The 26,121-nt window shown below is 70.9% G+C and carries 23 protein-coding genes; 10 read left to right on the forward strand and 13 right to left on the reverse strand.

Translation table 11 applies throughout. From position 1 onward, the window contains the following. Positions 1 to 514: 514 nt before the first annotated feature. The 3 genes from WBN91_RS23715 to WBN91_RS23725 all read right to left on the reverse strand — a co-directional run bounded on the left by WBN91_RS23715 (position 515) and on the right by WBN91_RS23725 (position 2,245). Complete coding sequence (locus WBN91_RS23715; protein WP_337726357.1) at positions 515 to 1,138, reverse strand: hypothetical protein; 624 nt, start codon at positions 1,136 to 1,138, stop codon at positions 515 to 517. Positions 1,139 to 1,227: 89 nt separating this feature from the next. Beyond that, complete coding sequence (locus WBN91_RS23720) at positions 1,228 to 1,638, reverse strand: MarR family winged helix-turn-helix transcriptional regulator (protein WP_337726356.1); 411 nt, start codon at positions 1,636 to 1,638, stop codon at positions 1,228 to 1,230. A 37-nt stretch (positions 1,639 to 1,675) separates the two neighbouring features. Continuing rightward, the gene (locus WBN91_RS23725) at positions 1,676 to 2,245 is read right to left on the reverse strand and encodes a Uma2 family endonuclease (protein WP_337726355.1); all 570 of its coding nucleotides are present in this window, start codon (positions 2,243 to 2,245) and stop codon (positions 1,676 to 1,678) included. Between the two features lie 255 nt (positions 2,246 to 2,500). Here WBN91_RS23725 and WBN91_RS23730 point away from each other — a divergent pair, with 255 nt between their 5' ends. Beyond that, positions 2,501 to 3,301 (forward strand): SAM-dependent methyltransferase, encoded by an 801-nt coding sequence (locus WBN91_RS23730; RefSeq protein WP_337726354.1) that lies wholly within the window; start codon positions 2,501 to 2,503, stop codon positions 3,299 to 3,301. A 51-nt stretch (positions 3,302 to 3,352) separates the two neighbouring features. On the opposite strand, the gene WBN91_RS23735 is transcribed toward WBN91_RS23730, so the two are convergent. From WBN91_RS23735 to WBN91_RS23745, 3 genes are read right to left on the reverse strand one after another with little or no spacing between them, the layout of a single operon-like run. Continuing rightward, on the reverse strand, positions 3,353 to 4,591 hold the full coding sequence (locus WBN91_RS23735) for a mannosyltransferase family protein (protein ID WP_337726352.1): 1,239 nt from the start codon (positions 4,589 to 4,591) through the stop codon (positions 3,353 to 3,355). Beyond that, the gene (locus WBN91_RS23740) at positions 4,591 to 5,001 is read right to left on the reverse strand and encodes a GtrA family protein (protein ID WP_337726351.1); all 411 of its coding nucleotides are present in this window, start codon (positions 4,999 to 5,001) and stop codon (positions 4,591 to 4,593) included. The genes WBN91_RS23735 and WBN91_RS23740 overlap by 1 nt, the downstream gene beginning before the upstream one ends. Further along, positions 4,998 to 5,969 carry a glycosyltransferase family 2 protein gene (locus WBN91_RS23745; protein ID WP_443217785.1) on the reverse strand — a complete coding sequence of 324 codons (972 nt, stop codon included), beginning with the start codon at positions 5,967 to 5,969 and terminating at the stop codon, positions 4,998 to 5,000. The genes WBN91_RS23740 and WBN91_RS23745 overlap by 4 nt, the downstream gene beginning before the upstream one ends. 929 nt (positions 5,970 to 6,898) lie before the next feature. Here WBN91_RS23745 and WBN91_RS23750 point away from each other — a divergent pair. Continuing rightward, positions 6,899 to 8,011 carry an acyltransferase family protein gene (locus WBN91_RS23750; RefSeq protein ID WP_337726349.1) on the forward strand — a complete coding sequence of 371 codons (1,113 nt, stop codon included), beginning with the start codon at positions 6,899 to 6,901 and terminating at the stop codon, positions 8,009 to 8,011. Here the strand turns inward: WBN91_RS23750 and WBN91_RS23755 are convergent. The 4 genes from WBN91_RS23755 to WBN91_RS23770 form a co-directional block, all read right to left on the reverse strand. Continuing rightward, positions 7,998 to 9,302 (reverse strand): hypothetical protein, encoded by a 1,305-nt coding sequence (locus WBN91_RS23755; RefSeq protein WP_337726348.1) that lies wholly within the window; start codon positions 9,300 to 9,302, stop codon positions 7,998 to 8,000. The two genes, WBN91_RS23750 and WBN91_RS23755, sit on opposite strands and share 14 nt — an antisense overlap. 68 nt (positions 9,303 to 9,370) lie before the next feature. After that, positions 9,371 to 9,607 (reverse strand): phosphopantetheine-binding protein, encoded by a 237-nt coding sequence (locus tag WBN91_RS23760; RefSeq protein ID WP_309115011.1) that lies wholly within the window; start codon positions 9,605 to 9,607, stop codon positions 9,371 to 9,373. Next, positions 9,604 to 10,488: a hypothetical protein gene (locus WBN91_RS23765; protein WP_337726347.1), complete on the reverse strand. Its 885-nt coding sequence runs from the start codon at positions 10,486 to 10,488 to the stop codon at positions 9,604 to 9,606. Before WBN91_RS23765 ends, WBN91_RS23760 begins: the two co-directional genes overlap by 4 nt. Then, positions 10,485 to 11,102, reverse strand: coding sequence for a hypothetical protein (locus WBN91_RS23770; RefSeq protein WP_337726346.1), 618 nt, complete (start codon positions 11,100 to 11,102; stop codon positions 10,485 to 10,487). Before WBN91_RS23770 ends, WBN91_RS23765 begins: the two co-directional genes overlap by 4 nt. 155 nt (positions 11,103 to 11,257) lie before the next feature. Here WBN91_RS23770 and ispH point away from each other — a divergent pair, with 155 nt between their 5' ends. Beyond that, the gene (gene ispH / locus WBN91_RS23775) at positions 11,258 to 12,202 is read left to right on the forward strand and encodes a 4-hydroxy-3-methylbut-2-enyl diphosphate reductase (protein WP_337726345.1); all 945 of its coding nucleotides are present in this window, start codon (positions 11,258 to 11,260) and stop codon (positions 12,200 to 12,202) included. Positions 12,203 to 12,216: 14 nt separating this feature from the next. Then, positions 12,217 to 13,956 carry a 1-deoxy-D-xylulose-5-phosphate synthase gene (locus WBN91_RS23780; RefSeq protein ID WP_337726376.1) on the forward strand — a complete coding sequence of 580 codons (1,740 nt, stop codon included), beginning with the start codon at positions 12,217 to 12,219 and terminating at the stop codon, positions 13,954 to 13,956. Positions 13,957 to 15,014: 1,058 nt separating this feature from the next. Here WBN91_RS23780 and WBN91_RS23785 read toward each other — a convergent pair. Genes WBN91_RS23785 through WBN91_RS23795 form a run of 3 tightly spaced genes read right to left on the reverse strand, consistent with a single transcriptional unit; the run spans position 15,015 to position 18,104 of the window. Further along, on the reverse strand, positions 15,015 to 16,289 hold the full coding sequence (locus WBN91_RS23785) for an SDR family oxidoreductase (RefSeq protein WP_337726344.1): 1,275 nt from the start codon (positions 16,287 to 16,289) through the stop codon (positions 15,015 to 15,017). 49 nt (positions 16,290 to 16,338) lie between these two features. Further along, a complete protein-coding gene (locus WBN91_RS23790) occupies positions 16,339 to 17,877 on the reverse strand; it encodes a long-chain-fatty-acid--CoA ligase (RefSeq protein ID WP_337726343.1) in 1,539 nt (512 codons plus the stop codon). Next, positions 17,874 to 18,104, reverse strand: coding sequence for an acyl carrier protein (locus WBN91_RS23795; protein ID WP_121222415.1), 231 nt, complete (start codon positions 18,102 to 18,104; stop codon positions 17,874 to 17,876). The genes WBN91_RS23790 and WBN91_RS23795 overlap by 4 nt, the downstream gene beginning before the upstream one ends. Before the next feature lie 176 nt (positions 18,105 to 18,280). Here WBN91_RS23795 and WBN91_RS23800 point away from each other — a divergent pair, with 176 nt between their 5' ends. From WBN91_RS23800 to WBN91_RS23825, 6 genes are all read left to right on the forward strand, one after another. After that, positions 18,281 to 19,939, forward strand: a complete 1,659-nt coding sequence (locus tag WBN91_RS23800) for a helix-turn-helix transcriptional regulator (protein WP_337726342.1) — start codon at positions 18,281 to 18,283, stop codon at positions 19,937 to 19,939. A 199-nt stretch (positions 19,940 to 20,138) separates the two neighbouring features. Further along, positions 20,139 to 23,111 (forward strand): non-ribosomal peptide synthetase family protein, encoded by a 2,973-nt coding sequence (locus WBN91_RS23805; protein WP_337726341.1) that lies wholly within the window; start codon positions 20,139 to 20,141, stop codon positions 23,109 to 23,111. Beyond that, complete coding sequence (locus WBN91_RS23810; RefSeq protein ID WP_337726340.1) at positions 23,111 to 23,845, forward strand: leucyl/phenylalanyl-tRNA--protein transferase; 735 nt, start codon at positions 23,111 to 23,113, stop codon at positions 23,843 to 23,845. Before WBN91_RS23805 ends, WBN91_RS23810 begins: the two co-directional genes overlap by 1 nt. 9 nt (positions 23,846 to 23,854) lie before the next feature. Beyond that, positions 23,855 to 24,592 carry an N-acetyltransferase gene (locus WBN91_RS23815; RefSeq protein ID WP_337726339.1) on the forward strand — a complete coding sequence of 246 codons (738 nt, stop codon included), beginning with the start codon at positions 23,855 to 23,857 and terminating at the stop codon, positions 24,590 to 24,592. Between the two features lie 3 nt (positions 24,593 to 24,595). After that, complete coding sequence (locus WBN91_RS23820) at positions 24,596 to 25,642, forward strand: methyltransferase (RefSeq protein WP_337726338.1); 1,047 nt, start codon at positions 24,596 to 24,598, stop codon at positions 25,640 to 25,642. A 261-nt stretch (positions 25,643 to 25,903) separates the two neighbouring features. Then, on the forward strand, positions 25,904 to 26,121 hold a 218-nt coding region (locus tag WBN91_RS23825), incomplete at its 3' end, for a hypothetical protein (RefSeq protein ID WP_337726337.1).

Raw genomic sequence — 26,121 nt, forward strand, 5'->3', positions numbered from 1 at the left:
TGGGCGCGAGTGGGCACAGTGGGCGCGAGTGGGCACAGTGGGCTGGGAGCGGCTGGCCGCAGGTGGCTGGGCGCGGCGCGGCTGGCGGCAGGGTGGCGCGGTTGGGCGGCTGGGTGGCGCGGTTGGGCGGCTGGGTGGCGCGGCTGGGCGGCTGGGTGGCTGGGTGGCGCGGCTGGGCAGGTGGGTTGCGCGGCTGGAGGCTGGGCTTCGGCTCGGCGCGGTCGGGCTGCGGGGTTTCAGTTGGGCGGCTGGCTTCGGCTGGGTGGCTAGGTGTGGCTAGGCGGATGCGATTGGCTGGGCGGCTGGGCGCGGCGGGCTCAGCTCGGCTGGTGGCTGGGCGGGGCTGGCTCGGCCGGGGCGGCTGGGGGCGCGGCTGGGGGCGCGGCTGGAGGCCGGGGCTCGGTGGGCCGTTGGGGTCTTCGTTGGTCACCGGGTCTTGGTGGGTCGCCGAGTTCCGCGGGCAGCCGGAAGCGGGCCGGCCCGGTTGGGGTGGGCCGGCCCGGAGGTTCCGGGGTCAGGCGCTCATGCGCCAGTGCACTACGTAGCCCGCTGCCTCGGCGGCGATCAGGGCGTCGAGTTTGGCCAGGTTTGTTCGGCGGGACATGCGGAAGGCTCGGCCGCGGCGGGCGTCCAGCAGTAGCGGGGTGGCGCCGGGCAGGGTTTTGTCGATCGTGCGTTGCAGGATGCGCAGGCCTACGTTTGCCGCCTCCTGGGTCATCGGTGGCTCCTTCACGTACACCAGCACGGCTGCCGTCGAGTCGTCCGGCATGCGCAGGCCCAGGTGGGGGCGTACGCGCAGGGTCAGGTCGCCGGCCTCCCAGCGGGTAGCGGCCACCGGTACGCCGGTGGCGCGGGTTGAGCGCAGCCACGGCAGGAAGCCCTCGCGGAGTTCCTCGAAGGCCCTTGGCTGGCCGTTGCGGGACGCCGAGCGGACTGCCGCGTCCAGTTCCGCGTCCGGGTCGATCGAGTTCGCCGCCCTGCGCATCGCGTCGCGCATCGGGTTGTAGAAACCGCACACCCACGGGTCGGCGCCCAGGTACACGTTGCGCTGCTCGGACACGATGCTGATGCGCCCGCGCTGACCGCTCATCACGTACTCGGTGAACGACAACGCGGTCACGCTGACCGGCTCCACCACGGCAGGCTCCCCTCATCGAACTAACGTTCGAATTCTACCGGGCGGGTACGACAATTCCGGGTGTCCGGACAGGGGGCTGAACGGGTGGTCTACGTGCGGACCCGCGACAGCAGCGGACCCAGGTCCGGGTCTGCCTCGACGTCGTCGAAGATCGCCTTCAGGGTGTCCTCGAAGAAGGGTGCCGCGGTCTCGTACACCGCGCGGCCCTCCTTGGTGATCTTGCTGAACACCCCGCGCCGGTCGGTCTCGCACAGCTCGCGCACGGTCAGCCCGGACTGCTCCAACCGGGCGACCAACCGGCTCACCGAGCTCTGGTTCAGGCCGACCACCTCGGTCAGCTCCTGCATCCGCAACTCGCCGTCGGGCGCGTCGTGCAGCGCGGACAGGGCGGTGAACTCAGACAAGCCGAAGTGGAACTTCCGTTGCAGGGCGCGCTCCAGGCCGGCGTTGATCCGGTGGTGCAGGGCGTGCAGGTCGGACCAGGCGGCGCGGACGGACAACTCGACCCCCCCGGAAACGCAGGTGTGGGCCTACATCCTATGCCCGCGCGGGGGTGTCGCTGACGAGCGAAAGTGCGCTCAACCGCACCCGGAAGGGCTCGTCCAACTCGACCACGGTGGCGCCCTCGGACACCGCGACCTCCTCGTACACGCCGTCCCGCAGGGCCAGGCAGCGCAGCGCCGGCAGGTCCGGGTCGACCAGCCAGTAGTGCGGGCAGCCCGACTCCTCCAGCTTGGCGCGCTTGAGCTCCAGGTCGACCAGCCGCGTGCGCGGCGAGTGCACCTCGACCGCGAGCACCGGCGGCCCGATCAGCGCCCGCGACGTGAACGCGGACCGGTCGCCGACCACCACGTCCGGGATGAACACGGTGTCCTCCGCCAGCACGACGTCCACCGGCGCGGGCAGCACCTCCCAGTCGGGCGGGCACACGGCGGTCAGCGCGATCACCAGGCGGGCCACGGCGCGCTGGTGCACGGGGCGGGGTGAGGGGCTCACCAGGAGCACCCCGTCCACGAGCTCGTAGCGCCGGCCGTCATCGGGCATCGACTCCAGGTCCACCCACGTCAGCGGCCGACCGCTGGCGAACGCGGGGGGTACACCCGCCATGATGCGTACCTTCCCTAGAGTGGTCCACAAGGCCCGGAGGAGGCCATTAGACCCGAATCGGGGCCCCCGCACGACCGCAGCCGCACGAACGGCACAGCGCACGAATGCGCACGTGCTGCTCCCACCCGCTGTCCTGGCGTAGCGTCGCCCCGGGTTCCACCCGATCGGCCCAGCCGCAGGGCCGAACGGGTGCGCCCGAACGTCCGTGCGAAAAGTGAGTGAAATTCGACCGAACTCTCGCGGGAGGACCTGTTCATGGGGGACCAGCAGGAGATCGACCTGACCAGACCCAGCGCCGCCCGGGTCTACGACTACTACCTCGGTGGCGCGCACAACTTCGCCGTGGACCGGGAGATGGCGCGCAAGGCCATCGAGATGTGGCCCGAGCTGCCGCTGATCATGCAGGCGAACCGGGCGTTCCTGCGCCGCGCGGTGGAGTTCTGCGTGCGCGCCGGGATCCGCCAGTTCCTCGACCTGGGCTCGGGCATCCCCACCGTGGGCAACGTCCACGAGGTGGCGCGCGCGGCGGACCCGGGCGTCCGGGTGGTCTACGTCGACAACGACCCGATCGCCGTCACCTACAGCCGCACCATCCTCGGCGACGACCAGCAGACGGCGGTGGTCCGCGCGGACCTGCGCAACCCCGGTGAGGTGCTGGCCGAGGTCCGTCCGCTGCTGGACTTCGAGCAGCCGATCGCCGTGATGATGGTCGCCGTCCTCCACTTCGTCGGCGAGGAGGACCGGCCGGCCGACGTGGTGGCGGCCTACCGGGACGCCGTGGCGCCGGGCAGCTTCCTCGTCGTCTCGCACGCCACCCGCGACGGCCAGAACGGCCAGGCGGACGAGCACAAGGACCTCTACCGCCGCCGCACCGCGACGCCGATGACCATGCGCTCCAGGGAGCAGGTGGCCGGGTTCTTCGCGGGCTACGACCTGGTCGAACCGGGCGTGGTGCACCTGCCGCTGTGGCGGCCGGCGTCGCTGGACGACGTGGACGAGCGGCCGGAGCGGTTCGCGGGGCTGGCGGCGGTGGGGCGCAAGCGCGAGGTCGTGTAGCCGGCGGGGATCCTGTAGGCCGGTGCAGGTGCGTCAGGCGGGGCAGGGCGTCTAGCCGGCCCACGTCCCCGAGACGAAGAGCAGGAAGATGCCGGCCTGCACGAGGGAAGAGGCGTACATCCAGCCGTACAGCGCGGGTTTGAGGGCCGGCCTGCGCTGTACGGCCACCACCATCGCCACGTAAATCACGAGGCACGGCAACAGGTACCGGTGCACGGACACGACGTTGCTGTTGAGCGTGAACATGATGAACGACGCCAAGCCGAAGCCGGCCAGCGGCAAGCCGTCCTTCTTCAGCGCCACGAACAGGTAGACCGACAGCGCCACCAGCACCCCGAGCCCGAACAGCGGCAGGACGTGGCTGATCAGGTCCCAGTTGTTCGGCCGCCCGCCGGCGAGGACGTTCAGGGACACCCTCAGCTCGCGCCACAGCGTGGCCGGGATGTTCGGGTCCGCCACGTGGTAACCCCACGTCGACACGGTGTCGTAGGCGGAGAACATGGCGAACGGGTCGTTCTTGACGATCTTCAGCACGAGCGCGTACGCGGCGACACCGAGCCCGGCCGCCGGGAACCACAGCAGGTGCCACGACAGCAGGCCGCGGACCTTCCACTCCTTGGCGCGGAAGAACTCCAGGAAGCACAGGCCCACGAACAGCACGGCCGTGATGCGGGTCGCGGTCAACGGGATCAGCGCGAGACCCATCCACACCCACTGGCGCCGCAACGCGAACAGGTACGCCCAGAACCCCAACGCGCAGAACACGGCCTCGCTGTAGAAGGCGTGCGCGAAGAACGCCGTCGGCGCGGTCAGGAACGCCGCGACCACCAGCCACGGCGCGCGGTCACCGGTCACGAAGTGGCGGGCGATCCGCAGCAGCGCCACGGCGGCCAGCCACGTCGCCAGGACGTTGACGACCATGCCGGCGGCCAGGAAACCCAGCAGCCCGAACGTGATCGTCTCCACGAGCCACACGCAGAACGGGAAGAACGGGTAGAACGCGGGCACCCACGGCGTGGCCTCGTTGGCGTAGCCGCCGTTGGTGATCTGGTGGAAGTTCTCCGCGTCCCAGCGGTAGGTGTGCGACAGCAGGGTGGCGTCCGGGCCGAGCACCTTGACGGGGTAGCCCTCGCCGATCGGCAGAGACCCCTGGAACAGCACGGCGACCGCCGTCAGCACCGCGTGCCAGGCGACGACGACGGCGAACGCGCGGGCCCAGTCCGTGGTGTGCCAATTCGGTTTCGCGGTGGCGCGGGTGGACTCCTCGGGACGGGTCATCACGTCCGTCATCAGGCGGTTTCCTTCTGTCTGAACACGAGCCTGCTGTAGAGCGTGTAGTTCCACACCAGGTTGAACACCAGCGCGGACAACTTCGGCCCGATCACGGCGACCACCGGGTGCGTCCCCGCGAACGCGCCGCTGACCAGACTGATCACGATCGGCTGCACGACCCACAAGCCGAACCCGGTGACCAGCAGGAACAGCACGGCCTGGGACTTCACGTCGCCGGTGCGGGCGCGGAAGGTGAACGAGCGGTTGAGGGTGAAGCTGCACGCCATGCCGGCCGAGGTGGACAGCAGGTTCGCCACGAACATCGGCACGCCGGCCAGGGAGAGCAGCGTGTAGGACACGAGGTCGACCAGCGTGTTGGCGATGCCCACCAGGCCGAACCGGACCTTGGTGGCGAGTTCGGGCTTCACCGCACCAGGCTCCGGGCTGGGGTGTGGGTGGTGGTGCGAGTGGTGTGGTGTTGGGCCGCGGTGCGGACGGAGGCGACGGTGTAGAGGGGGCGGGCCTGGGACTGGGCGTAGGTGCGGCCGATGTAGCTGCCGAGCACGCCGAGCATGGTGATCTGGATGCCGCCCAGGAAGAACATGCCGATCGTGATGAACGCCCAGCCCGGCACGGCGGTCTCCGGCGCGAACAGCTTCACGCCGGCCACGTACAGGATGCCCAGGAAGCTGAGGAACGAGATGAAGTAGCCCAGGCGGCTGATCAGCTTGAGCGGCGCGACGGAGAAGCCCAGGATGCCGTCCGCGGCGAACCGCAGCATCTTGCTCAACGGGTAGCCGGTGACGCCCGCGTGCCGCTCGTCGCGGTCGAACAGCACGCCGGTCTGCCGGAACCCGATGTAGCTGACCAGGCCGCGCAGGAACCGGTCGCGCTCGCGGTACTTGCGCAGCTCGTCGACGACCTTGCGGTCGATCAGCCGGAAGTCGCCGGTGTTGCGCGGGATGTCGATCGAGGCGACCTTGCGCAGGAACAGGTAGAAGGCGCTGGCGGTGAGCTTCTTGAACGCGGTGTCCTGGCGCGAGCGGCGCTGGGCGTAGACGACCTCGTAGCCCTGCTCCCACTTCTCCACCAGCTCCAGGCTGACCCGGGGCGGGTCCTGCATGTCGCTGTCCATGATGATCACCGCGTCGGCGTCGGCCAGGTCGAGGCCCGCGGTGACCGCCATCTGGTGGCCGAAGTTGCGGGACAGCTCGATCACGGTGACGCGGTCGTCCCGGTCGGCGAGGGCCTGGAGGTGGGTGAGGGACTCGTCCTTGCTGCCGTCGTCGACGTAGATGAAGCTCACGTCGTAGCGGTCGGCGAGGTCCTCGGTGACCTGGGAGACCGTGCGGTGCAGCAGGTCGATGTTCCCGGCCTCGTTGTAGATCGGGAAGATGTAGGTGACGTGCTTCTTCCCGGCCGTGGGTGCCGTGGGTGCCGTTCCTGCGTCGGCTGCTTCGGCGGTCACAGGCCAACCGTCCTTTGCTCGTGACTGGGGGCGCCCGGCCTCACCACGGGCGGTACCGCGCGCACTATACGCAGGCCTTCGGGGTGGCTGTCGCGCTGGCTGCTTGTCCTCTTCGTGATGAATGCGCTTCGCGCTTTCAAGATCAACGCGCTGCGCGCTCTCAAGATTAAAAGCGGCGCTCGCCGCGCGGCAGGCCCCCGGGGGGTGGAAGGGCGTCGGTTTCTTCCCCCGTACGGCCTGCCGGAGGCAACCACGCTTCGACCCTCTTTGCAACCGGTGAAGCGTGGTTGCAAAGAGGGTCGAAGCGTGGTTGGGCTGCGCCCAGGCCGTACGGGGGAAGAAACCGAGGCCCTTCCTGTGGCTGGCAGCCACGCGGAGCGCCTTCGGCGCGAAGAGCTTGCGCCTGCGGCGCGAAAGCCTGCGCCCTTCGGGGCGCGGGCGGCGGGTGGCGGGCGCGGGCGCGGGCGCGGGTGGCGGGTGCTGTGCGGGGAGGTAGGCGGTTGGTGTGGCATGGGGCGGCGTGTGTGGTGCGGGCGCGGTGCGGAGGGTGGTGCCGAAGGGGTGGTGTGGGTGCGGTGTGGCGGGGGGTGGTGCCTGCGCTGGGTGGTCGAGGGCGGCGTGGGGTGAGGGGCGGCAGCAGGGCGGAGGGGGAAGGCGGAGAGGGGGAAGTATGAGTGTGATTGTGTTGGACGTTGGCGAAGTTTCTTGGTCGAAAACTGTGCGAGCGTCCAACAGATCGACCATGTACCTGGCCGGCTGGGGCTCGGGTACCGTGTGGCGGTCCCGACGCCGGGTTTGGCGTGTGGCGTCCACGGAGAGGGCTGTGCGCGGTGTTGAGCCATGCCGAGTTCAGGGGTATGCGGCGGTTTCCCGCGCTTGATGGGTTGCGGGCCGTTGCGGCCGTGATCGTGGTTGTTTCGCACTTCGCCGGGCCCAAGTGGCTTTGGGTGTCGGGGTGGGTCGGGGTTTACATCTTCTTCGTGTTGTCCGGGTTTCTGATCACCACGTTGTTGCTGCGGGAGCAGAGCAGCGCCGGGCGGATCTCGTTGAAGGCGTTCTACCTGCGGCGTGTGTTCCGGATCTTGCCGCCCTACCTGGTGATCCTCGGGTTCATCGTCGTGTTCTGCTGGGTGCGCGGCGAGTTCTACGCGCGTGAATTCCCCACCGCGCTTCCTTACTACCTGACCTTCTTCAACGAGTTCCTGCCCGAGGCCAACCCGACCGGGCCGGACAACTTCTTCAGCGGGTCCTGGACGTTGGGGATCGAGGAGAAGTTCTACCTGTTCTGGCCCGCTCTCATGGTGGTCGTCGGGGTGGCGGCGGTGAAGCGGCGGATCGGGGTGGCGGTTGTCGCCCTGGTCGTGATGGTGGCGTTGATCCCGTTCACCGGCGGGTGGATCATGGACTTCTCGCTGACCACGCTCTACGAGTCGACGGTCCACTACGCGATCCTGCTGATCGGCGCCCTGCTGGCCATCCTGATGCACAACGAGCGCTCGTTCGCGCTGGTCAGGCCGTTGACGCACCCGTACGCGGCGATCCCGGTGATGGGCGCGTTCCTGTGGTTGCACGTGAACATGACCGACCTCTGGGCGAGCACCCGCAACAACACGCTGCTGCTCGTGGGGTACGCGGTGCTGGTGGCGTTCCTGCTGGTGGTGCTCGTGTCGCGGGGGCCGGTGCGGTGGGTGTTGTCGACCGCGCCGATGCGGTTCGTGGGGGATCGGTCCTATTCGCTGTACCTGGTGCAGGGGATCGCGCACTTCATCGTGGTGCTCACGGTTCCGCGGTTCGCGGTGAACGGGACGCTCACGGCGATCGTCGTGGTGGCGGTGTCGTTGGTGATGGCGGATGTGGTCTACCGGTGGTTCGAGCAGCCGGCGATCGCGTTGGGGCGGCGGATCATCGCCGCTCGTCGGCGGAAGCCCGAGGTCGTGGTGGAGCCGGTGCCGGTGCCTACCCCCGCGTGACGAGGTCGCAGGGCAGTTCGAAGAACCAACCCGCGGGTTCGTGCACGTAACGGCCGACCGGGCGGGTGGCGGCCGAGCACTGGGCCTGGGCGGCCGTGACGCTGTCGGTCCAGCTCGTGCCGGTGAGGACGCCGGCCTGGTCGCGGGTGTGCTGGACGACGCCGGCGAGCAACGTGCAGCCGATGACGGCTCGGGCCGTGATGACGAGCCAGCGGCCCCGGGCGGGAGTGGCGTCCAGGCCGACGGCGACCGCGGTGAACAGCAGCAGGCACGGCAGGACGCTGTAGCGCTGGGACGCCATCACCACGCCGGGCTGCTGCACCTGGAGGGCCACGGTCCAGTTCGCTACCAGCGACAACACGATGATGATCACGCTGTACGCGATGCCGGCCACGGCGAGGAAGCGGGCGGGGCGGTCGCGCCAGATCAAGGCTGCGGCGAGGGGGACCGCGAGCAGTGCCAGGGCGATCAGGGCTGGGGCGTTGCCGAAGCGGGGGTAGAGGTCGGCGACCTGCTCGGAGCCGGTGAAGCCTGCCAGTGGCACGCGTAGGAGCGTTGCCAGCAGGACCTGGACCGGGTCCACGGCGTCGTGGGAGTACGGGGTGCGTTCGGCGAACACCATGATGGCACCCTGCACGGCCGCTGCCAGCGCGAACGTTGTCGGGAGCACGCGGTCGCGGTGGACCAACAAGCGCAGCAGGGCCAGGGGTGCGAGCAGGAAGGCGAGCGGGCTGCTCAGGGTGGCCACCGTGACGAAGAGCGCTGCGGGCAGGCGCGGGGCGTCGCGCCACAGCAGCACCCAGAACAGGCCGTACAGCAGGAACCAGTGCACGTTGCTGACGTTGCCCAGCGGCTCGGAGTTGCCGACCGGCAGGACGACCACCAGAGCCGCCAGGCCGACGCGCAGGGCCGTGGAGCGGAGGTAGCCGGCCGACGCGGCGAAGGTGACCAGGGCCACCAGCGCGCGGGGCACGGCCGCCGCCACGGCGAACCCGACCGCCGCCCACCCCATCGGCAGCAGGGACACCAGCTCGGCGCTCAGCCGGGGGAGGACGTGCAGGTAGCCGCCGTAAGGGGTGATCAGGTTCGCGAGGAACGGCTCCTTGACGCCGTCCAGCAGGAACCGCGCGCCGTCCTCGGCCCACACGTGGTCCAGGTGCGACCGGCCCGCCGGGGTGACCAGTTGGAACGCCACGGCGGCCAGGAAACCGGCCAGGTAGAAGGCCCGCGGTCGGCGCACGGGTCTGTGCTCGGGCGCCCATCCGCGCAGCCGCTCACCCAACACCACCACGTGGTTCTCCCCCCTCGAAAGGCGAGCGAATGATGGCGGGCGGGGTGCCCGGATTTCAACCGGACGGGTCAGACCGGCTCGGGGAAGAAGCGGTCGCGGATGGCGGCGATGGTGCGCAGGTCGTCGGCGGTGACGTCGTCGAGGGACAGTTCGGTCTCCAGTTCCGCCTCGATCAGGTACAGCAGCTCCACGAAGTGCATGGAGTTGAGCACGCCCTTGTCGACCAGGTCCTCGTGCTCGCCGATCGGACCGCTGTCCGGGCACTTCGCGCTCAGGAACGTGGTGATGAACGCGGGCACGGTCATGGCGTCTCCTTGACTGGCGTGATCTTGGTGCGCGGTGCGGCGGCGCAGGCGTGGACGGCGACCCGGCCGCCCACGGTCAGGCCCGTCGGGACGAGCCGGTTCGTGCGCAGGGCCACGGCCGGGTCGGTGAGCAGCGGGTTCGCGCCCGGGACCAGGTCGGCCAGCAGCGCGAAGATCGGGTCGACGACCTTGGTGACGCCGTCGTCGTCCACCACCTCGACCCAGGCGTGGACGAGGTCGAGCATGCCGAGCACCCAGCCGATGCGGGTGTCGGCGAGGTAGCCGGCGTCGCGGAACCGCCGGGCGAGGTAGAGGCTCGCGGACTCGCACGTCGCCACGCGCTGGGCGGTGACCAGGTCGACGTCCTCGCGCAACGTGTCGGGCAGCTTGACCCACCGCACGCCGAGGTTCGCGAACGCCTCCACCTCGTCGCGCAGGATCTCGGACCGGAGGGGGACCAGCGACCCGACCGTGCGCACGGTGGCGGTGAGGTCCCGGGTGGGGACGAGGTCCTCGTCGGAGGTGAGGCCGGAGACCGAGCCGCCGTACGGTTCGGTGCGCGGGCGGGCCAGGGCGACCGGGTCGCACGAACAGGTGAGGGACAAGGAGAAACGGGACGTCCGGGGCTCCAGCAGGGCTTCCGCGGGCGACCGCATCCACCGCAGGGCGAACGCGAACGCCTGTTCCGGCACGGTCCGCCCGCCGCCGGAGCGCAGCGCGAAGTTGAACAGGTCGCGGGAGTCGAACCGGTCGTCCGGGCCGACCGGGAGTCCGCCGCGCACCAACGCGTCCAGCGCGTCCGCGCCGCCGAGCATCTCGATCGCCGCCGCGCGGGACGTGTCGTCCTGCCGGTGCGCCAAGGGGATCGCGAACGCCGTCATGACGCCACCGGGCAATCACGCCACATCGTCCGGACGACCTTGCCGTTGCGCAGCACGTAGTGGTCGCGCGAGGTCCAGCCGAGCATCTCGTTGATGCGGACCTGCTCCTCGCCGGCCGAGGTCTCCAGGTATCCGGGCAGGCCAAGGGAATCCGCTCGCGCCTGGCCGGCGCGCAGCAGGACGTAGCCGACGCCGGGGGAGTCGTCGCGGCGGCCGAGCACGGCGTACCAGACGTGCGGTTCGCGCGGCTTCAGGCGGTCCAGGTCGTTGGACAGCCGCACGCCCTGCACGACCGCCGTCGGACCGGCCACCACGCACGCGATCGAGCGCAGCGCCCAGCCCCACCACGGGGTCGGCCGCTCACCGTGCCGGTAGCAGACCAGGACGCCGTCCAGTCGCGTCCCGCGCACGGCGGCGAGCAGGAAACCGTTGTCCCACCGGCAGATCACCAACTCCGCCAGGTACAGCAGGGTCAGCGCGACCTGCTTGCGCCACGGTGGGATGCGCGCGATCGAATCCCAGATCACGCCTTCGCGGTAAGCCTGCGCCAGCAACCGCGCCGCGCGCCAGGTGTCGCGCCACGGGAGGTCGCGAACGTCGAGCCGGGTCGTCATGGGGCACCTCTTCTCCTGCTCTGCCAAGGGAAGTGAAGCAAGCGGGAGTAACTCCGGGGTAAGTGGACGCGCTCTCCCGGGGGTTCCACCCGCGTGCGACCGGAGTGCGAGACGCGCGGCGAATACTCGCGGCAAAGCGTGGAAAGGAGCGCACGATGTCCGTAGTCGAGTCACGCACGGTCCTGCTCGCGGCGCCGCGCGCGTTCTGCGCCGGGGTGGAGCGTGCCATCGAGATCGTCGAACGGGCGCTCGCCAGTCGCGAGCACCCGGTGTACGTCCGCAAGCAGATCGTCCACAACGCACACGTCGTCGCCGACCTGGAGGCGCGCGGTGCGGTGTTCGTGGAGGAGTTGGACGAGGTGCCTCCCGGGGCGACCGTCGTGTTCTCCGCGCACGGGGTGTCGCCGGCGGTGCGGGCCGAGGCCGAGCGCCGCGGGCTGGAGGTGTTCGACGCGACCTGCCCGCTGGTGGCCAAGGTGCACTCCGAGGCGCGGCGGTTCGCCGAGCGCGGGGACACCGTGCTGTTGATCGGCCACGACAACCACGAGGAGACCGAGGGCACGCTGGGCGAGGCGCCCGAGTCGATGGTCCTGGTGCAGTCCGTGGAGGAGGCGCTGACCGTGTCGGTGGCCGACCCGGAGAAGGTGTCCTACCTGACCCAGACGACCTTGGCCGTGGACGAGACGGCTGACGTGCTGGAGGTGCTGCGCAAGCGCTTCCCGGCGCTGCGCGGCCCCGGCTCGGCCGACATCTGCTACGCCTCCACCAACCGCCAGGCCGCGCTGCGGATGATCACCGCCGAGTCCGACGTGGTGCTCGTCGTGGGGTCGGCGAACTCCGCGAACACCCAGCGCCTGGTGGAGATCGCGCGCCGCGAGGGGCGTCCCGCTTACCTGATCGAGGACGCCGGCGCCATCCGGGCGGAGTGGCTGAACGGTGCCGACCGGGTCGGTGTCACGGCCGGCGCGTCCGCTCCGCCGCACCTGGTGTCGGAGGTCGTGGCGGCGTTGCGGGAGCGCGGTCCGGTCACCGTGGTGGAGCGCGAGGCGACCCGCGAGACCATCCAGTTCACCGTGCCCGGTGCGGTGAGGTCGCTGTGAACCCCGTGGCGTCGATGGGCGTGGACGAGCTGGACGGGCTTGCTGCGGACATCCGGGCTTTCCTGGTGGACAAGGTGTCGGCCGCGGGCGGGCACCTCGGGTCGAACCTCGGGGTGGTCGAGTTGACCATCGCGCTGCACCGGGTGTTCTCCTCGCCGCACGACGTGTTGCTGTTCGACACCGGGCACCAGAGCTATGTGCACAAGGTCCTGACCGGGCGCGCGGGCGGGTTCGACCGGCTGCGGCAGGCGGGCGGGATGTCCGGGTATCCGGCGCGCGAGGAGTCCGCGCACGACGTGATCGAGAACTCGCACGCGTCTACCGCCCTGTCGTACGCCGATGGGGTGGCGAAGGCTTTCCGCTTGCGTGGCGAGGGGTCGCGGCGGGTGGTTGCCGTGGTGGGCGATGGTGCTCTGACCGGTGGTATGTGTTGGGAGGCTCTCAACAACCTGGGTGCGTCGTCGGATCTGCCGGTCGTGGTGGTGCTCAACGACAACGGGCGGTCTTACGCGCCCACTGTCGGTGGGCTCGCGGCGCACTTGGACGCTTTGCGGTCGTCCACTGCTGACTCGTCGGTCTTCGAGGGCATGGGTTTGGCTTATGTCGGGCCGGTCGATGGGCATGACGTGGTGGCGTTGGAAACTGCCTTCCGGACTGCGGCTTCTTACCGTCGACCGGTCGTCGTCCACTGCGTGACCCGCAAGGGCAACGGGTATGCGCCCGCCGAGGATGACGTCGAGCGGATGCACGCTGTCGGTGTGCTCGACCCTGTCACGGGTCGGCCGGTCGGGCGCGGTGGCGAGACGTGGACATCGGTGTTCGGGGAGGAGATCGCGGCGATCGGTGCCTCGCGCCCGGACGTCGTGTGCCTGACCGCGGCGATGTCCGGTCCGACCGGGTTGGGTCCGTTCGCGGCCCGGTTCCCCGATCGGGTGTTCGACGTGGGGATCGCGGAGCAACACGCCGTGACCGCGGCGGCCGGGATGGCGATGACCGGGCTGCACCCGGTGGTGGCGGTGTACTCGGTGTTCTTGTCGCGGGCGTTCGACCAGTTGTTGATGGACGTGGCACTGCACCGGCTGCCCGTGACGTTCGTGCTGGACCGGGCGGGGATCACCGGCCCGGATGGCGCGAGCCACCACGGGATGTGGGACGCGTCCGTGCTGCCGGTCGTGCCCGGGATCCGGATCGGTGCGCCTCGGGACGCCGGGACGTTGCGGGCTCTGGTGCGCGAGGCGGTCGAGGTCGATTCGGGTCCGACTGTCGTGCGGTACCCGAAGGCGTCGGTTGGTCCAGCGATCCCTGCGTTGCGCCGGGTCGGTGGCGTGGACGTGCTGCGGTTCGCGCCGGAGGCCCGGGTGTTGTTGGTGGGCGTCGGTTCCCTGGCTGCGGAGTGCTTGGCGGCGGCCGACGCCTTGGCCGCACGCGGCGTTCCCGTGACCGTGGTGGATCCTCGCTGGACCACGCCTTTGGCCCCGGCTTTGGTGGAGATGGCCGCCGAGCATCGTTTGGTGGTGGCGGTGGAGGACACGGTCGCTACGGGCTCTTTGGGCGGACGGTTGGCGCAAGCGCTTGCGGCGGCCGGCAGCGACACTTGCGCCAGCACGTGCGCCCTGCCGTCGACTTTCGTGCCGCACGGGAACCGGGAGCAGTTGTTGAGCGGGTACGGGCTGGACGCGGACGGCATCGCAGCGACTGTGCTGGAACGCTTGGACTCCCTGGGCGAACGAGTAGGCCTCCGCCCCGTAGCCTGACGCCCACTTGCTTCGCCGACCCTGTTTTGCCGTACCTGTCTTGTCGTACCTGTTTTTGTCGTACCCCCGTGGGACAATGGAAGCGGGGGCCGGAGGCCACGCCCAAGCCTTCCAGCCACCCGCTCTCCACCCACTTCCGCACGCTCTGCGCCCCCAGCCACCGCCCGCACGCTCCGCGCCCGCCCGCCAGCCACCGCCCGCACGCTCTGCGCCCGCCAGCCACCGCCCGCACGCTCTGCGCGCCCCAGCCAGCCACCGCCGACCAGCGCGCGCTTGCCGCCCCTGCGCCTGCCGCCGGCTACTCGCGCGCTTGCCGCTGTGCTTGCCGCGCGCCTGCCTTCGCCCGCTCGCCGCACGGTTCGCCGCACCCTTGCCTCCAGCTCGCCGCGCGCTTGCCGCCGCCTGCTCGCCGACCGCCCGCCGCCGACCGCCCGCCGCTGGCCGCCTGCCGCCTGCCGCTGGCCGCCTGCTCGCCGACCGCCTGCCGCTCGCCGCCTGCTTGCCGCCAGCCGCCCCCTCGCCGCCTGCTTGCCGCTAGCCACCCGCTCGCCGCCTGCTTGCCGCTAGCCATCCGCTCGCCGCCTGCTTGCCGCCTGCCGCTAGCCACCCGCTCGCCAGCGGGCCTTCCAGCCGCCCCCGGCAGCCGCTCGCCGCCCGACAGCGCCAAGCCCTCGCCTGCCCCGCACCGCCCGCCGAATCCGCCCCGCCCGCTGACCCCACTTGCCTGCCCAGCCCGCTCTGGGCCACCGACCTCGGCCGGTGCCGCCACACACCCGAGCGAGCCGCCCCGAAACCTCACCGCAGCTCGCCCGCCGAATGCCAGCCCGCGCATCGAAGCCGTCCCCCAATGCCACAGCGGCCGAGTCCACCAGCGTTTGCCCAGCTCCTAGCGTTGCGAGAGCGCCGTGCGTGCGCGGCGGAGTGGCCTCCGGCCCCCGCTTCCATTGTCCCACGGGGGTACGACAACTTTCGGAAGTGAACAGCGGGCATGGGGGAGCCCGGGGCGGGTGGAGGCCTGCCCCGGGCTCAGCGAGAGGTGGTCAGGTGGAGCAGTTGGGTCAGGCTGCGGTGGGGAGGGGGGTGGTGGCGTGGGCCGGGGCCAGGGATTCTCGGGTGGGTTCTGGGGGGAGGTCCTTCGCCAGTTTGCGGATGTTGCGGGCGTTGGCTTCCAGGATGTCGATCGGGGTCAGGTCCGCGCCCACCACGATCGGGGCGGTGTGGGCTGCCGTGTCGATGTTGGTCAGGGCCGTCGGCAGGCAGCGGGGGAAGAGGGAGCGGATGAAGGCTGCTCGTTGGCGGGCGCGGGTGGTGCTGGCGAAGGGGTGTTTCCAGTCGACCTCGGAGAGGCGGACTCGGTTGGCGCGGATCAAGGTTCGGCGGAAGTCACGCCAGGGCACGGTTTTCAGGTTGAAGCGGGTGGCCAGGTCGGCGTTCGTGACTGGCGTGACGGGGTACGTAATGGCCCGCGGGGTCTCGGACAGGGCGTTGTCCAGGACTGTGCGGGCCAGGACGTCGCCGGCCACCATCGGGATGCGGGCCTCCGACTCCCACGTCTGGCCCTGCTGCACCATGTGCCCGATCATGTTCCAGAACGAGTACTCCATCCCGGGGTCCTTGAACGACGTCAACGGACCACCCAGGGCGAACGGCGCCTGGTACAGGTGCACCGGCACGCCGTCGCGGTTCGCGCGCAACGCCAAGTGCTTCACGACGTACTTCATCCGGCTGTAGCCCTGGAAGAAGAAGCTGGTCCGCCGGAAGTCCATCCGCCGCTTGTACACCTCGCTGCCGACCGAGCCGATCACGTGCAGCGTCTTGAACCGCCGGTTCAGGCAGAACTCCGCCAGCGCCACGGTCGGCACGACCTTCTCCGCCCGGTACCTCGAGTACGGGTACTCGTGCGTCGTCGCTCCAGCCGCGTCGACGACGACGTCGACCGACGTCAGCAGCTCCTCGTACCGGGCGTCGTCCAGGCCCAGCTGCGGCTCGACGTACCCGGCCTCGAAGACGACCAGCTTGTCCAGGGCGGGCAACGCCATCTTGTACTTGCGGGCCGTGCGGGCGATGCGGGACTCGCCGGTCTGGTCGCCCTTCGGCCGCACCAGCGCGTACACCTTGCCGACTCGAGTGTCGAGCAGCAGTTCGCGCAGCATGTGCAGGCCGATGAAACCGTTGGCGCCCAGCAGGAGCACGGTCTTGCGCTCGCCGGCGGGCCTGCGGGGCAGGGACCGGGCGACGACGGCCGGGTCCTCCGAGTAGTCCAGGGCTATCTTCGTCGGGTCGCCGGTCCGCAAGGCCCGGTAGTCGCTGTTGTGTCGCAGGGAGATGCGCATGGGACTCCGCCTGTCGTGAAGTGTGGGGTAGGGGCTTTTCCGCAGGCGGTTAGGCCACGCGGCGGTCGAGGTGCTGCCAGAACCGCTCCCTGAGCTCGCGGCGCAGGATCTTGCCGCTGGGGTTGCGGGGCAGCGCGTCGAGCAGCTCGTAGCTCGACGGGAGCTTGAAGTCGGCGATGCGTCCGCGCAGGAAACCGGTGAGGGACCCGGCGTCGAGGGGAGCGCGGGGTACGACGAAGCAGTGGACGACCTCGCCCCAGTGCGCGCTGGGCACGCCGACCGCGGCGACCTCCAGCACGTCCGGGTGCGCGGCCAGCGCGTTCTCGATCTCGGCCGGGTAGACGTTCTCGCCCGCCACGATGATCGTGTCCTTGATGCGGTCCTGGATGAACAGGTAGCCGTCGTCCAGGAAACCGGCGTCACCGGTGTGCAGCCAGCCGTCCACGAGGGTCTCCGCGGTCGCCTCGGGCAGGCCCCAGTACTCCAGCATCGCCGCCGGCGACCGCAGGCACACCTCGCCGACCCCGCCGGGCGGCAGGACGTCCCCGTCCCGGTCCACGATCTTGATGTCCACCCCGGGGTACGGCCGGCCGGCGGCGCGCATCCGGGCGCTGCCCACGACGTGCTCGGACGGCGGCAGGCACACGGCGGTGTTGCCGCTCTCGGACAACCCGTAGATCTGGGCCAGCTCGCAGTCGAACGTGTCCAGGCACCGCGCGAGCAGCGCCTCGGAGATCGGCGAGCCGCCGTAGACGACCTTGCGCAGCGTGGTGAAGTCCTCGCGCCGGGGCCGGGGCGGCGCCAGCATCATCTGCATCTGCGCCGGCACGACGCACGCCGTGGTGACACCCAGTTCACGCACCAGCCGCACGGCCTGGTTCCCGGCGAACACCGGCACCGACACCATCGTGATGCCCGCGCCGAACCCCTGGATCGACCACCACAGGCCGCCGATGTGGAAACCGGGGATGCCGATGAGGCTGATGTCGTCGGCCCGCCAGTCGATCCAGTCCAGCTCGGCCGCCGCCAGCGCGGCCTTCACGGCGAAGAAACTGCGGTGCGCCAGGACGACGCCCTTGGGGTTGCCGGTCGTGCCGCTCGTGTAGACCTGCGCCACGGGGTGGTCCACGTCCCACGTGGGGTCGCTGTCGGTGTCGTCCGCGCCGCGCCACTCGGGCAGCGCGGCGATCGGCACGACGTGCCGCAGCTCCGGCAACCCCCGCAGGCCCTCGACCACGGTGACGTCGTCGGCGAACAGGACGGTCGAACCGGAGTCCAGCAGGATGTGGTGGATCTCCGCCGGCGTCAGCCGCCAGTTGATCGGCACCACCACCGCGCCCGCGATGGCGCACGCGAACAGCACCTCGTAGTACCGCTCGGACTCCTTGCCCAGGTAGGCGACGCGGTCGCCGGGCCGGACGCCGTGCGCGCGCAGGGCGTTGGCGGTGCGGTTGCTCCACAGCGCCAGCTCGCCGTAGGTGACCCGGCGGTCCTCGCAGATCACCGCCACGTGGTCGGGGCGCTGCCAGCCGTGGAACCCGATGACGTCGTGGACGGTGCGCAGGTTGGCGTAGAACGTGCCGTTCACGCTGCCGCCTCCGCGAGCATCTCGACTATCGCCCGCTCGGACACCAGGTCGGGCACGAGCACCGGGTCCACCTCGACGCCGAACTCCCGCTCCAGCGCCAGCACCAGCTGGACCTGGCGCAGGGACGTCCACCCCGGCAGGGTGTCCGGGTCGAGCCGCGCGGGCAGCTCGTCCGGGTGGACCGAGAACACCGATGCGATCACGTCGCGGACGCGTCCCTCGATCATGTGGACTCCAATCACGCCTGAATTTCCCGCTGTGCCTTCGCGGCAGATCCAAACAAACCCGGGTAATCGTCCGGGTAGTCGCGGGAGGCCGGTTCCGCCTATTTCCCGGTAATCGCGCGGGCCATCGCCGGGTAAGGGGTGTTGAGCCGCGGGGTGCGTGAATGCACGATGGCGGTGTGCGGTACGGGGAAAGCGACTCCGGAAGTGCGGCGGCGGGGGCCGGCGACGTCCCCGCGCGCGTGCGCGACCGGGTGCGCGACACCCCCGGCGCCTGGACGTTGGCGCAGGTGGCGGCGGTGGTGGGGCGGACCTGCCGGGTCGCGGACCTCGCCGAGCTGACCGGGCAGCGGGTCACCCAGCTGTTGGGCGCGGTGGAGGCCCTGCTGGAGGCGGACGTCCTCGAATGGGCCGGTGACGACCTGCGGTTTCGGGACGAGCCGGTGTGGTCGGCGGTGCTGGCCGCCATGCCGCGGGTGCTGCGGGACGCGGTGACGGCCGACTGCGACCGGCTGCCGGGGCGGCGGGCCGCGGCGGACCGGTCGGCCGACGAGCTGACCCGCTCGCTGGTCCTGGTGCGCGGCGCGCTGGCCCGACCCGGCGCCGCCCGGCACGCCGACGACCTGCACGGGCTGCTGGCGAACCTGCTGCTGCTCAAGGGGGATGCGACCGGCGCGCGAGCCGCCGCCGAGCGGGTGCACGCCACGTCCGGCCGCCTGGCCGACGAGGCCACCGCCACCCGGCTCGCGGCCCTGGCACTGGCCGGGGACCGGCGCGCGGAGGGCGTGGCGGAGTCGGTCCTGGCGGGTGCTCGGGGGTCGGCGGGCGCAGCGGCGGCGGCGCTGGTGCTGTCCGATCTCCGGTGGCGGCGTGGACTGGTCGCGGACGCCCTGAACCTGGCCCGTGCCCACGAGAGCCGGGTGCCGCACTGGCGGCTGTGGCAGCGGCTCGCGCTGGCCGACAAGCTGGGCAGCCTCCGCCGCCTGGACGAGGCCCACGCCCTGCTCCGCGCCACCCGCGACGACCTCGGCCCGCCCGAACGCGAGTGCTACGCCGGCTGTGTGGACGTCGTGGAGGCCGCCGTGCTGCTGGTCGAGGGCCGGCTGGACGAGGCCGCCGCCCTGGCCGAGCGCGGGATCGCCGCCGGCCGCCGGTCCGGCGTCCTCCTCCTGGTCCCGCACGCCCGCGCCGTGCTCGCGGCGGTGGCGCTGCGGACCGGTGACGTCGACCGCGCGGCGGCCCTGCTCGCCGAGACCGTCCCCGGCCACGCCCTCCGGTCGGTCCTGCACGACTGGGTGTCGCTGCTGGTCACCGCCCGCCGCTACGGGCCGGAACGGGCCGCCGCCGCAGCCGCCTCGACCGGCGCGGCGCTGCTGGTCGCCGAACCGGCCGCCGCGCCGTGGCTGGTCCGCACCGCCACCGCCGCCGACGACCCGGACCTGGCCCGCCGCGTGGTCGCCCGCGCCGAACGGCTGGCCGCCGCCAACCCCGCCGTGCCCACGGTGGTGGCCGCCGCCGCGCACGCGCGGGCGTTGCTGGACCAGGATCCCGCCGCCCTGGCGGCGGTCGTGCACACCGACCCGTGGGCGGCGGCACTGGCCCGCCGCGACCGCGCCGACCTGGGCGAACCGGCCGAGTCGAACCAGGCCTGGGACACGTTCAGCGGCGTCGAGCGGGCCATCGCCCGGCTGGTCGCCGAGGGCATGACCAACCGGCAGATCGCCACCCGGGTCCGGCTGTCCCCGCACACGGTCAACTACCACCTGCGCAGCCTGTTCCGCCGCCTGGGCATCAACTCGCGCGCCGAACTCGTGCGGCACGTCCCCGCGATGGCCTGACCCTCCGGACCACCAGGCCGCCGGCCGTTTTCCAGTGCGATTCCAGCGCGATTCGACAATGTCTTCCGGACTACCTTGATGAGTAGTCGGGGATGCGGGAACCCGAGCCGAGCGACGCTCGTTCTGGTAGTCGGGGGAACCGGGATCCGTCGGTAATGTCGTCGTTATCGAGAAATTCGGCGGCACCCCGAGGGAACCCATGAACATCCGTAGGCAACCGCGTGTCCACGAACTGTTCGCCACCCGTGCCGCGTCGCAACCCGACCGGGCGGCGGTCGTCCACGGCGACGCGAGGATCGGCTACGCGGAGCTGGAGCGCCGCGCGAACGGCCTCGCCCGCGTCCTCGTCGGCCACGGCGCCGGCCCCGACTCGGTCGTCATGGTCCACCTGGAGCGCTCGGTCGACGCGATCGTGAGCCTGCTCGCGATCTGGAAGGCCGGCGCCGCGTACCTCCCGGTCGAGCCGAGCGCGCCCGACGGCCGCGTCGAGGGGTTCGTCAAGGAGACCGGCTGCGGCATCGTCCTGACCCACGACGTCGCCCGCTTCGCCGACCTGCCCGTCACGGCGGTCACCCCGGACTCCGGGACCGACGCCCCGACCGCCGTGCCGGTGGCCGTGCACGGCGCGGACGCGGCGTACATCATCTACACCTCGGGGTCGACCGGCACGCCGAAGGGCGTCGTGGTCGAGCACGAGTCGCTGAGCTACCTGTGCGCGGAACTCGAAGGCCGGTACGGCATCACGCCCGACGACCACGTCCTCCAGTTCGGCGCGCTGTCCTTCGACACCTCCATCGAGCAGATCACGACCGCGCTGCTGGCCGGCGCGACCCTGGTGCTGCCGGAGACCGTGTGGGCGCCCAGCGAGCTGCCGGAACGCCTGCGCCACCACGGGATCACCGTCATGGACCTCACCCCCGCCTACTGGCGGCGGTTCCTGTCGGAGGTCGAGCGCGGCGCGGGCGAGCTGCCGGTGCGGCTGGTCATCGTCGGCGGCGAGGCGGTCAACGCCGAGGACTGCCGCCTGGCGCTGGACCTCATGCCCGGCGTGCGGCTGGTCAACGCCTACGGCCTCACCGAGACCACGATCACCTCGTGCGTGGCGGAGCTGACCGCCGACGTGCTGCCCGAGCGCGGCGCGGCCCCGGTCGGCGAGCCGCTGCCCGGGACGTTCGTGCACATCCTCGACGAGCACGGCAACCCCGCGCCGCGCGGCGAGATCCACATCGGCGGGCGCGGCGTGGCCCGCGGCTACCTCACCGAGGACGCCGACCACCGCTTCCGGTCCACCCCCGAGGGGCGCGTGTTCCGGACCGGTGACCTGGGCGCGTGGACCGCCGACGGCGGTGTCGAGGTGCTGGGCCGCATCGACCGCCAGCTCAAGATCCGCGGGTTCCGCGTCGAGCCCGGCGAGGTGGAGGCCACGCTGGCGGCCCACGACGCCGTGGACACGGTCGCCGTCACCGCCTACGAGAACAACGGCCAGAAGCGGCTCGCCGCGTACTTCACGACCTCGAAGCCGGTGGACGGCAAGGAGTTGCGCGAGTTCGCCGGCCGCCACCTGCCCGACTACATGGTGCCCACGGCGTTCGTCGCCCTGCCCGAACTGCCGCTGAAGACCAACGGCAAGGTCGACCTCGCCGCCCTGCCCGCGCCGGAGGTCGCTGTGCGGGAGGCGGTCGAGGACGGCCCTGTGGACCTGGTGGAGCGCGGTGTCGCCCGGCTGTGGCGGCAGGTGCTCAAGGTGGACCGGGTGGCGGCGGAGGACAACTTCTTCGAGCTGGGCGGCAACTCCATCCTCGCCGCCGAGCTGATGGCCAAGGTGCGCGGCTCGCTGGGCGTGCTGATCACGCAGGTCCGCCCGCTGATCCGGCTGCTGCTGGAGGACGCCACCCTGCGCAGCTTCGCCCGTGCCGTGCGCGCGGCCCGCGAGGGCACGCTCGCCGGCGACGACACCCGCCGCAAGGTCGACTTCGCGGCCGAATCGGCCCTGGACGTCGAGATCCGGCGCGAAGTCGAGGACCCCGCCAACTGGCAGGACCCGCGGCACGTGTTCCTCACCGGCGCCACCGGGTTCCTCGGCATCTACCTGCTGCGCGAGCTGCTGGAGAAGACCAACGCCACCGTGCACTGCCTGGTCCGCGCCGACGACGCCGAGCACGGGTTGCGCCGGGTGCAGGCCAACGCCGTGCACTACTTCGGCGACGACCTCGCCCGGTTCCGGTCCCGCGTCGTGGCCGTGCCGGGCGACCTGGGCGACCCCGGCCTGGGACTGTCCGAAGAGGACTTCGACCGGCTGGCCCGCACGGTGGACGTCATCCACCACCCGGGCGGGCGGGTGAACTTCATCTACCCGTACTCGCACATGAAGCCAGCCAACGTCGACGGCACCCGCGAGATCATCCGGATGGCCGCGCGGCACCGCAACATCCCGGTGCACTACACGTCCACGATGGCGGTCATCGCGGGCTTCGGCACGGCCGGTGTCCGGCACGTCACCGAGACCACTCCGCTGGGTTACGCGGACCACCTGTCCGTGGGGTACGTCGAGAGCAAGTGGGTCGCGGAGGCGTTGCTGCACGCGGCGTCCGAGCGCGGCCTGCCGGTCGCGGTGTACCGGGCGGCGGACATCTCCGGCGACCGGGTCAACGGGGCGTGGAACATCGCCACCGAGATGTGCGCGATGAAGAAGTTCGTGGTGGACACCGGGACCGCGCCCGTCGCCGAACTGCCGCTGGACTACACGCCGGTCGACGTGTTCGCCGCCGCCGTCGCGCACATCGCCGGGAAGTCGTTGCCCGGCGGCGAGGTCTACCACCTCACCAACGCGGGCAAGGTCAATATCTCCGTGCTGGTGGACCGGCTGCGCGCGCACGGGCACGACGTGCGCGAGGTGGCGTGGAGCGAGTGGCTGGACGAGATGGTGCGCATCGCCGTCGAACAGCCCGACCACCCGATGACGCCGTTCGCGCCGCTGTTCATCGACCGGTGCGCGGCCGGGTCCATGAGCGTGGCGGAGATGTACCTGGAGACGACGTTCCCGGTGTTCACGCAGACCAACGTGACCGAGGCGCTGCGCGGCAGCGGCATCGAGATCCCGCCGGTGGACGCCGCCATGCTGGACCGCTACATCGACTACCTGACCGCCATCGAGTTCCTCGGGGCGGCGTGATGTCCTGGGACTCCCTGGACCTCGCCGCCGCCCCGGCGGAAGGCCCGGTCGCCTTCCGGGACGACCTGTCGCCGGGGGTGCTGCTGGAGGCCTACCGGCACGGGTTGTACCCGTTCCCGGCGGACACAGAGGAGCAGAAGATCGTCAACGAGTTCGCGTACGGCGACGTGCCGGCGCTGGGGGACGACCCGTTCGGCGTGGCGTGGTGCTCGCCCGACCCTCGACCGGTGATCTTCGTGGACCGGTTGCGCGTGCAGCGCAGCTTGCGGCAGCAGTTGCGGAACAAGGTCGAGTGGACGACGACGCTGAACACGTCCTTCGAGCAGGTCGTGCAGAGCTGCCGGGCCGGCCGCGAACCCCGGTGGCTCACTGACCGGCTGGTGGCCGCGCTGATCGAGCTGCACCGGGCCGGGCACGCGCACAGCGTCGAGGTGTGGGAGGGCGACGAGCTGGTCGGCGGCACGTTCGGCGTGCGCATCGGCGGCGTGTTCAGCGCGGACTCCCAGTTCACCAAGCGCAGCGGTGCGGCGAAGGTCGCGGTGGCGTGCCTGGTGCGGCGCGTGGCGGAGAGCGGCGGCGTGGCGGTCGACGTCCAACACGACGGCGACCACGCCAAGCTCATCGGCGCTGTGCCCGTGCCGCGCGCGGAATACCTTGCGCTGCTCCGGGCTCATGCTGCGGACAGCGGCGAGATGCCCGCACAGGCCTTGCCCGCTCGCAGCTTGGCCGCGTGAGGAGGCGACATGCGTGTGCTTACTTTGAAGGAGCGGCCGGACCTCACGGACGCCATGTTGTACATGGAAGCCGAGTGGCCGCCTTACATCCCTCCGGAGCCCATGTTGATCGGATGGGCGTTCGACCGGTACCCGCAGCACCAGATGATCGTGGTAGATGATGACGACATCGTGATTGCGAGGGCTGCCAGTGTGCCGTTCGCTTGGGACGGCTCGGTGGAGTCGTTGCCGGACAACGGGTGGGACGCTTCTCTCAAGCTCAGCATGATGGACACCTACGAGGATCGTCCGTTGACCACGTTGTGCGCACTGGAAGTGGCTGTTGTGCCGGGGAAGCGTGCGCAGAACTTGTCGGCGTTCACCCTGGCCGCCGTGGCCGACAACGCTCGCGCACACGGGTACCGGGATGTGGTCGTTCCCGTGCGCCCGAGTGCCAAGCACCAAGAGCCGCACGTGCCGATGACCGAGTACGCGGCGCGCGTGCGGGACGACGGCCTGCCGACCGACCCGTGGCTGCGCGTGCACGTGCGGGCGGGTGCCTCCGTGCTCAAGGTGTGCCCGGTTTCCATGACCATCTCCGGCAGTCTCGCGCAGTGGCGCGAGTGGACCGGCCTCCCCTTCGACACCAGCGGACCGGTCGTCGTGCCGGGCGCACTGACCCCGGTTCAGGTGGACGTCGTCCACGACCAGGCCGTCTACCTCGAACCCAACGTGTGGGTCCGACACCCCCTCACCGAAAGGCACTGACCGATGACCAGCACCCTGCCCGCCCGCACCGACCAGATCCGCAACCGTGCCGCGCTGATCGAGGTCATCGGCGGGTACATGGCCTCCCAGTCCTTGGCCCTGGCCGCAGAACTCCGCCTGGCCGACCACATCCACGCCGGCATCACGGCAAGCACAGACCTGGCCACAGCCACCGGCACGCACGCCCCTTCCCTGCACCGGTTGCTGCGCACCTTGGTGGCCATCGGTCTGTTGGCCGAGCCGACCCCCGACACGTTCGCGCTGACCGAGGTGGGCGAGCAGCTGCGAAGCGACTCGCCGAACTCGCTGTGGGCGTTCACCAGGTTCTTCACCAACCCGACCCTGTTCTCGTCGTGGCAGCAGGTGAAGCACACCGTCGAGACTGGTGAATGCGCCTTCGACCATGTGCACGGGAAGAACATCTACGTGCACTTGGCGGAGAACCCGGAGCTGTCGGCTCTGTTCAACGTGGCGATGGGCCAGGAGTCGCGCGTGTCGGCCGGCTTGGTCGCCGACGGGTACGACTACACCGACGTGCGCCGAGTGGTCGACGTCGGCGGCGGCGACGGCACGCTGCTGGCCGCCATTCTCGGTGCACACCCGCATTTGACTGGTGTGTGTTTCGACAGCGCGGCTGGGGTGGCGGAGGCGGCTGGTGTGCTCGGGGCGGCAGGTGTGTCCGAGCGGTGCGAGGTCGTGGCTGGGGACTTTTTCGAGTCGGTGCCGGGCGGGGGTGACTTGTACATCATCAAGAGCGTCTTCCAGGACTGGGATGACGACAACGCGCGGCGGCTGCTCAGCTCCGTTCGCGGGTCGATGCCGGCGGACGCGACTTTGTTGATTGTCGGGTCGGTGCTGCCGGACACGGCTAACACCGACAACCCGGTGATGTTCTACACGGACATCAACATGCTGGTGACGGCTGGGGGGAGGGAGCGGACGGAGAGCCAGTTCCGTGCGCTGCTCGCGGACACCGGGTTTGTCGTGGAGTCCGTGGGGCAGGGGGCGGCGGGGCCTTTGTCGCTGATCACGGCCCGTCCGGCGCGGTGAGTTCGGGTCGGATGCGTTGAGCTGGGCCGGCCTCCGGCCCCCGCTTCCATCGTCGCACGGGGGTACGACAACGGCGGTCGTCGTGGCCGGCGAGGAGTTTGGTCGGCGGGGAGTTTGGCCGGCGAGGAGTTCGGCTGGCGAGGGGTTTGGCCGGTCGGGAGTGTGGCCGGTGGGCAGCTCGGCTGGCCAGCGGTTCGGCCGGTTGGGAGTTCGGGTGGCGGGGAGTTCGGCTGGCGGGAGTTTGGCTGGGGAGGGGTTCAGGTGGCGGGGAGTCCGGGTGGCGAGGGGTTCGACCGGCTGTCGGGGCAGGTGGCCGGGCGGGTGCCGCGTCCCGAGGGCTTCTCGCGACCCAAGGGCTTCCCGCGCCCGAAGGGCGTGCTTTTCACGAAGCTCGCGCAGCAGACCGCTCCCCTGGGCTTCTTCCGTCATCCCCGTATGGCCTGCCCGAAGGGCTACCACACTTTTGGTCGGGTGCAGCC

This window comes from Saccharothrix sp. CCNWYY140 (assembly GCF_037401995.1).
Taxonomy (GTDB): Bacteria; Actinomycetota; Actinomycetes; order Mycobacteriales; family Pseudonocardiaceae; genus Actinosynnema.

Bases quoted from the DNA above. Each gene is read 5' to 3' on its own strand.
- WBN91_RS23725 (WP_337726355.1), bottom strand. From the start codon at position 2,245: ATGGCGGGTGTACCCCCCGCGTTCGCCAGCGGTCGGCCGCTGACGTGG.
- WBN91_RS23730 (WP_337726354.1), top strand. From the start codon at position 2,501: ATGGGGGACCAGCAGGAGATCGACCTGACCAGACCCAGCGCCGCCCGG.
- WBN91_RS23735 (WP_337726352.1), bottom strand. From the start codon at position 4,591: ATGACGGACGTGATGACCCGTCCCGAGGAGTCCACCCGCGCCACCGCG.
- WBN91_RS23750 (WP_337726349.1), top strand. From the start codon at position 6,899: ATGCGGCGGTTTCCCGCGCTTGATGGGTTGCGGGCCGTTGCGGCCGTG.
- WBN91_RS23760 (WP_309115011.1), bottom strand. From the start codon at position 9,607: ATGACCGTGCCCGCGTTCATCACCACGTTCCTGAGCGCGAAGTGCCCG.
- WBN91_RS23765 (WP_337726347.1), bottom strand. From the start codon at position 10,488: ATGACGGCGTTCGCGATCCCCTTGGCGCACCGGCAGGACGACACGTCC.
- WBN91_RS23770 (WP_337726346.1), bottom strand. From the start codon at position 11,102: ATGACGACCCGGCTCGACGTTCGCGACCTCCCGTGGCGCGACACCTGG.
- ispH (WP_337726345.1), top strand. From the start codon at position 11,258: ATGTCCGTAGTCGAGTCACGCACGGTCCTGCTCGCGGCGCCGCGCGCG.
- WBN91_RS23780 (WP_337726376.1), top strand. From the start codon at position 12,217: ATGGGCGTGGACGAGCTGGACGGGCTTGCTGCGGACATCCGGGCTTTC.
- WBN91_RS23785 (WP_337726344.1), bottom strand. From the start codon at position 16,289: ATGCGCATCTCCCTGCGACACAACAGCGACTACCGGGCCTTGCGGACC.
- WBN91_RS23795 (WP_121222415.1), bottom strand. From the start codon at position 18,104: ATGATCGAGGGACGCGTCCGCGACGTGATCGCATCGGTGTTCTCGGTC.
- WBN91_RS23805 (WP_337726341.1), top strand. From the start codon at position 20,139: ATGAACATCCGTAGGCAACCGCGTGTCCACGAACTGTTCGCCACCCGT.
- WBN91_RS23810 (WP_337726340.1), top strand. From the start codon at position 23,111: ATGTCCTGGGACTCCCTGGACCTCGCCGCCGCCCCGGCGGAAGGCCCG.
- WBN91_RS23815 (WP_337726339.1), top strand. From the start codon at position 23,855: ATGCGTGTGCTTACTTTGAAGGAGCGGCCGGACCTCACGGACGCCATG.
- WBN91_RS23820 (WP_337726338.1), top strand. From the start codon at position 24,596: ATGACCAGCACCCTGCCCGCCCGCACCGACCAGATCCGCAACCGTGCC.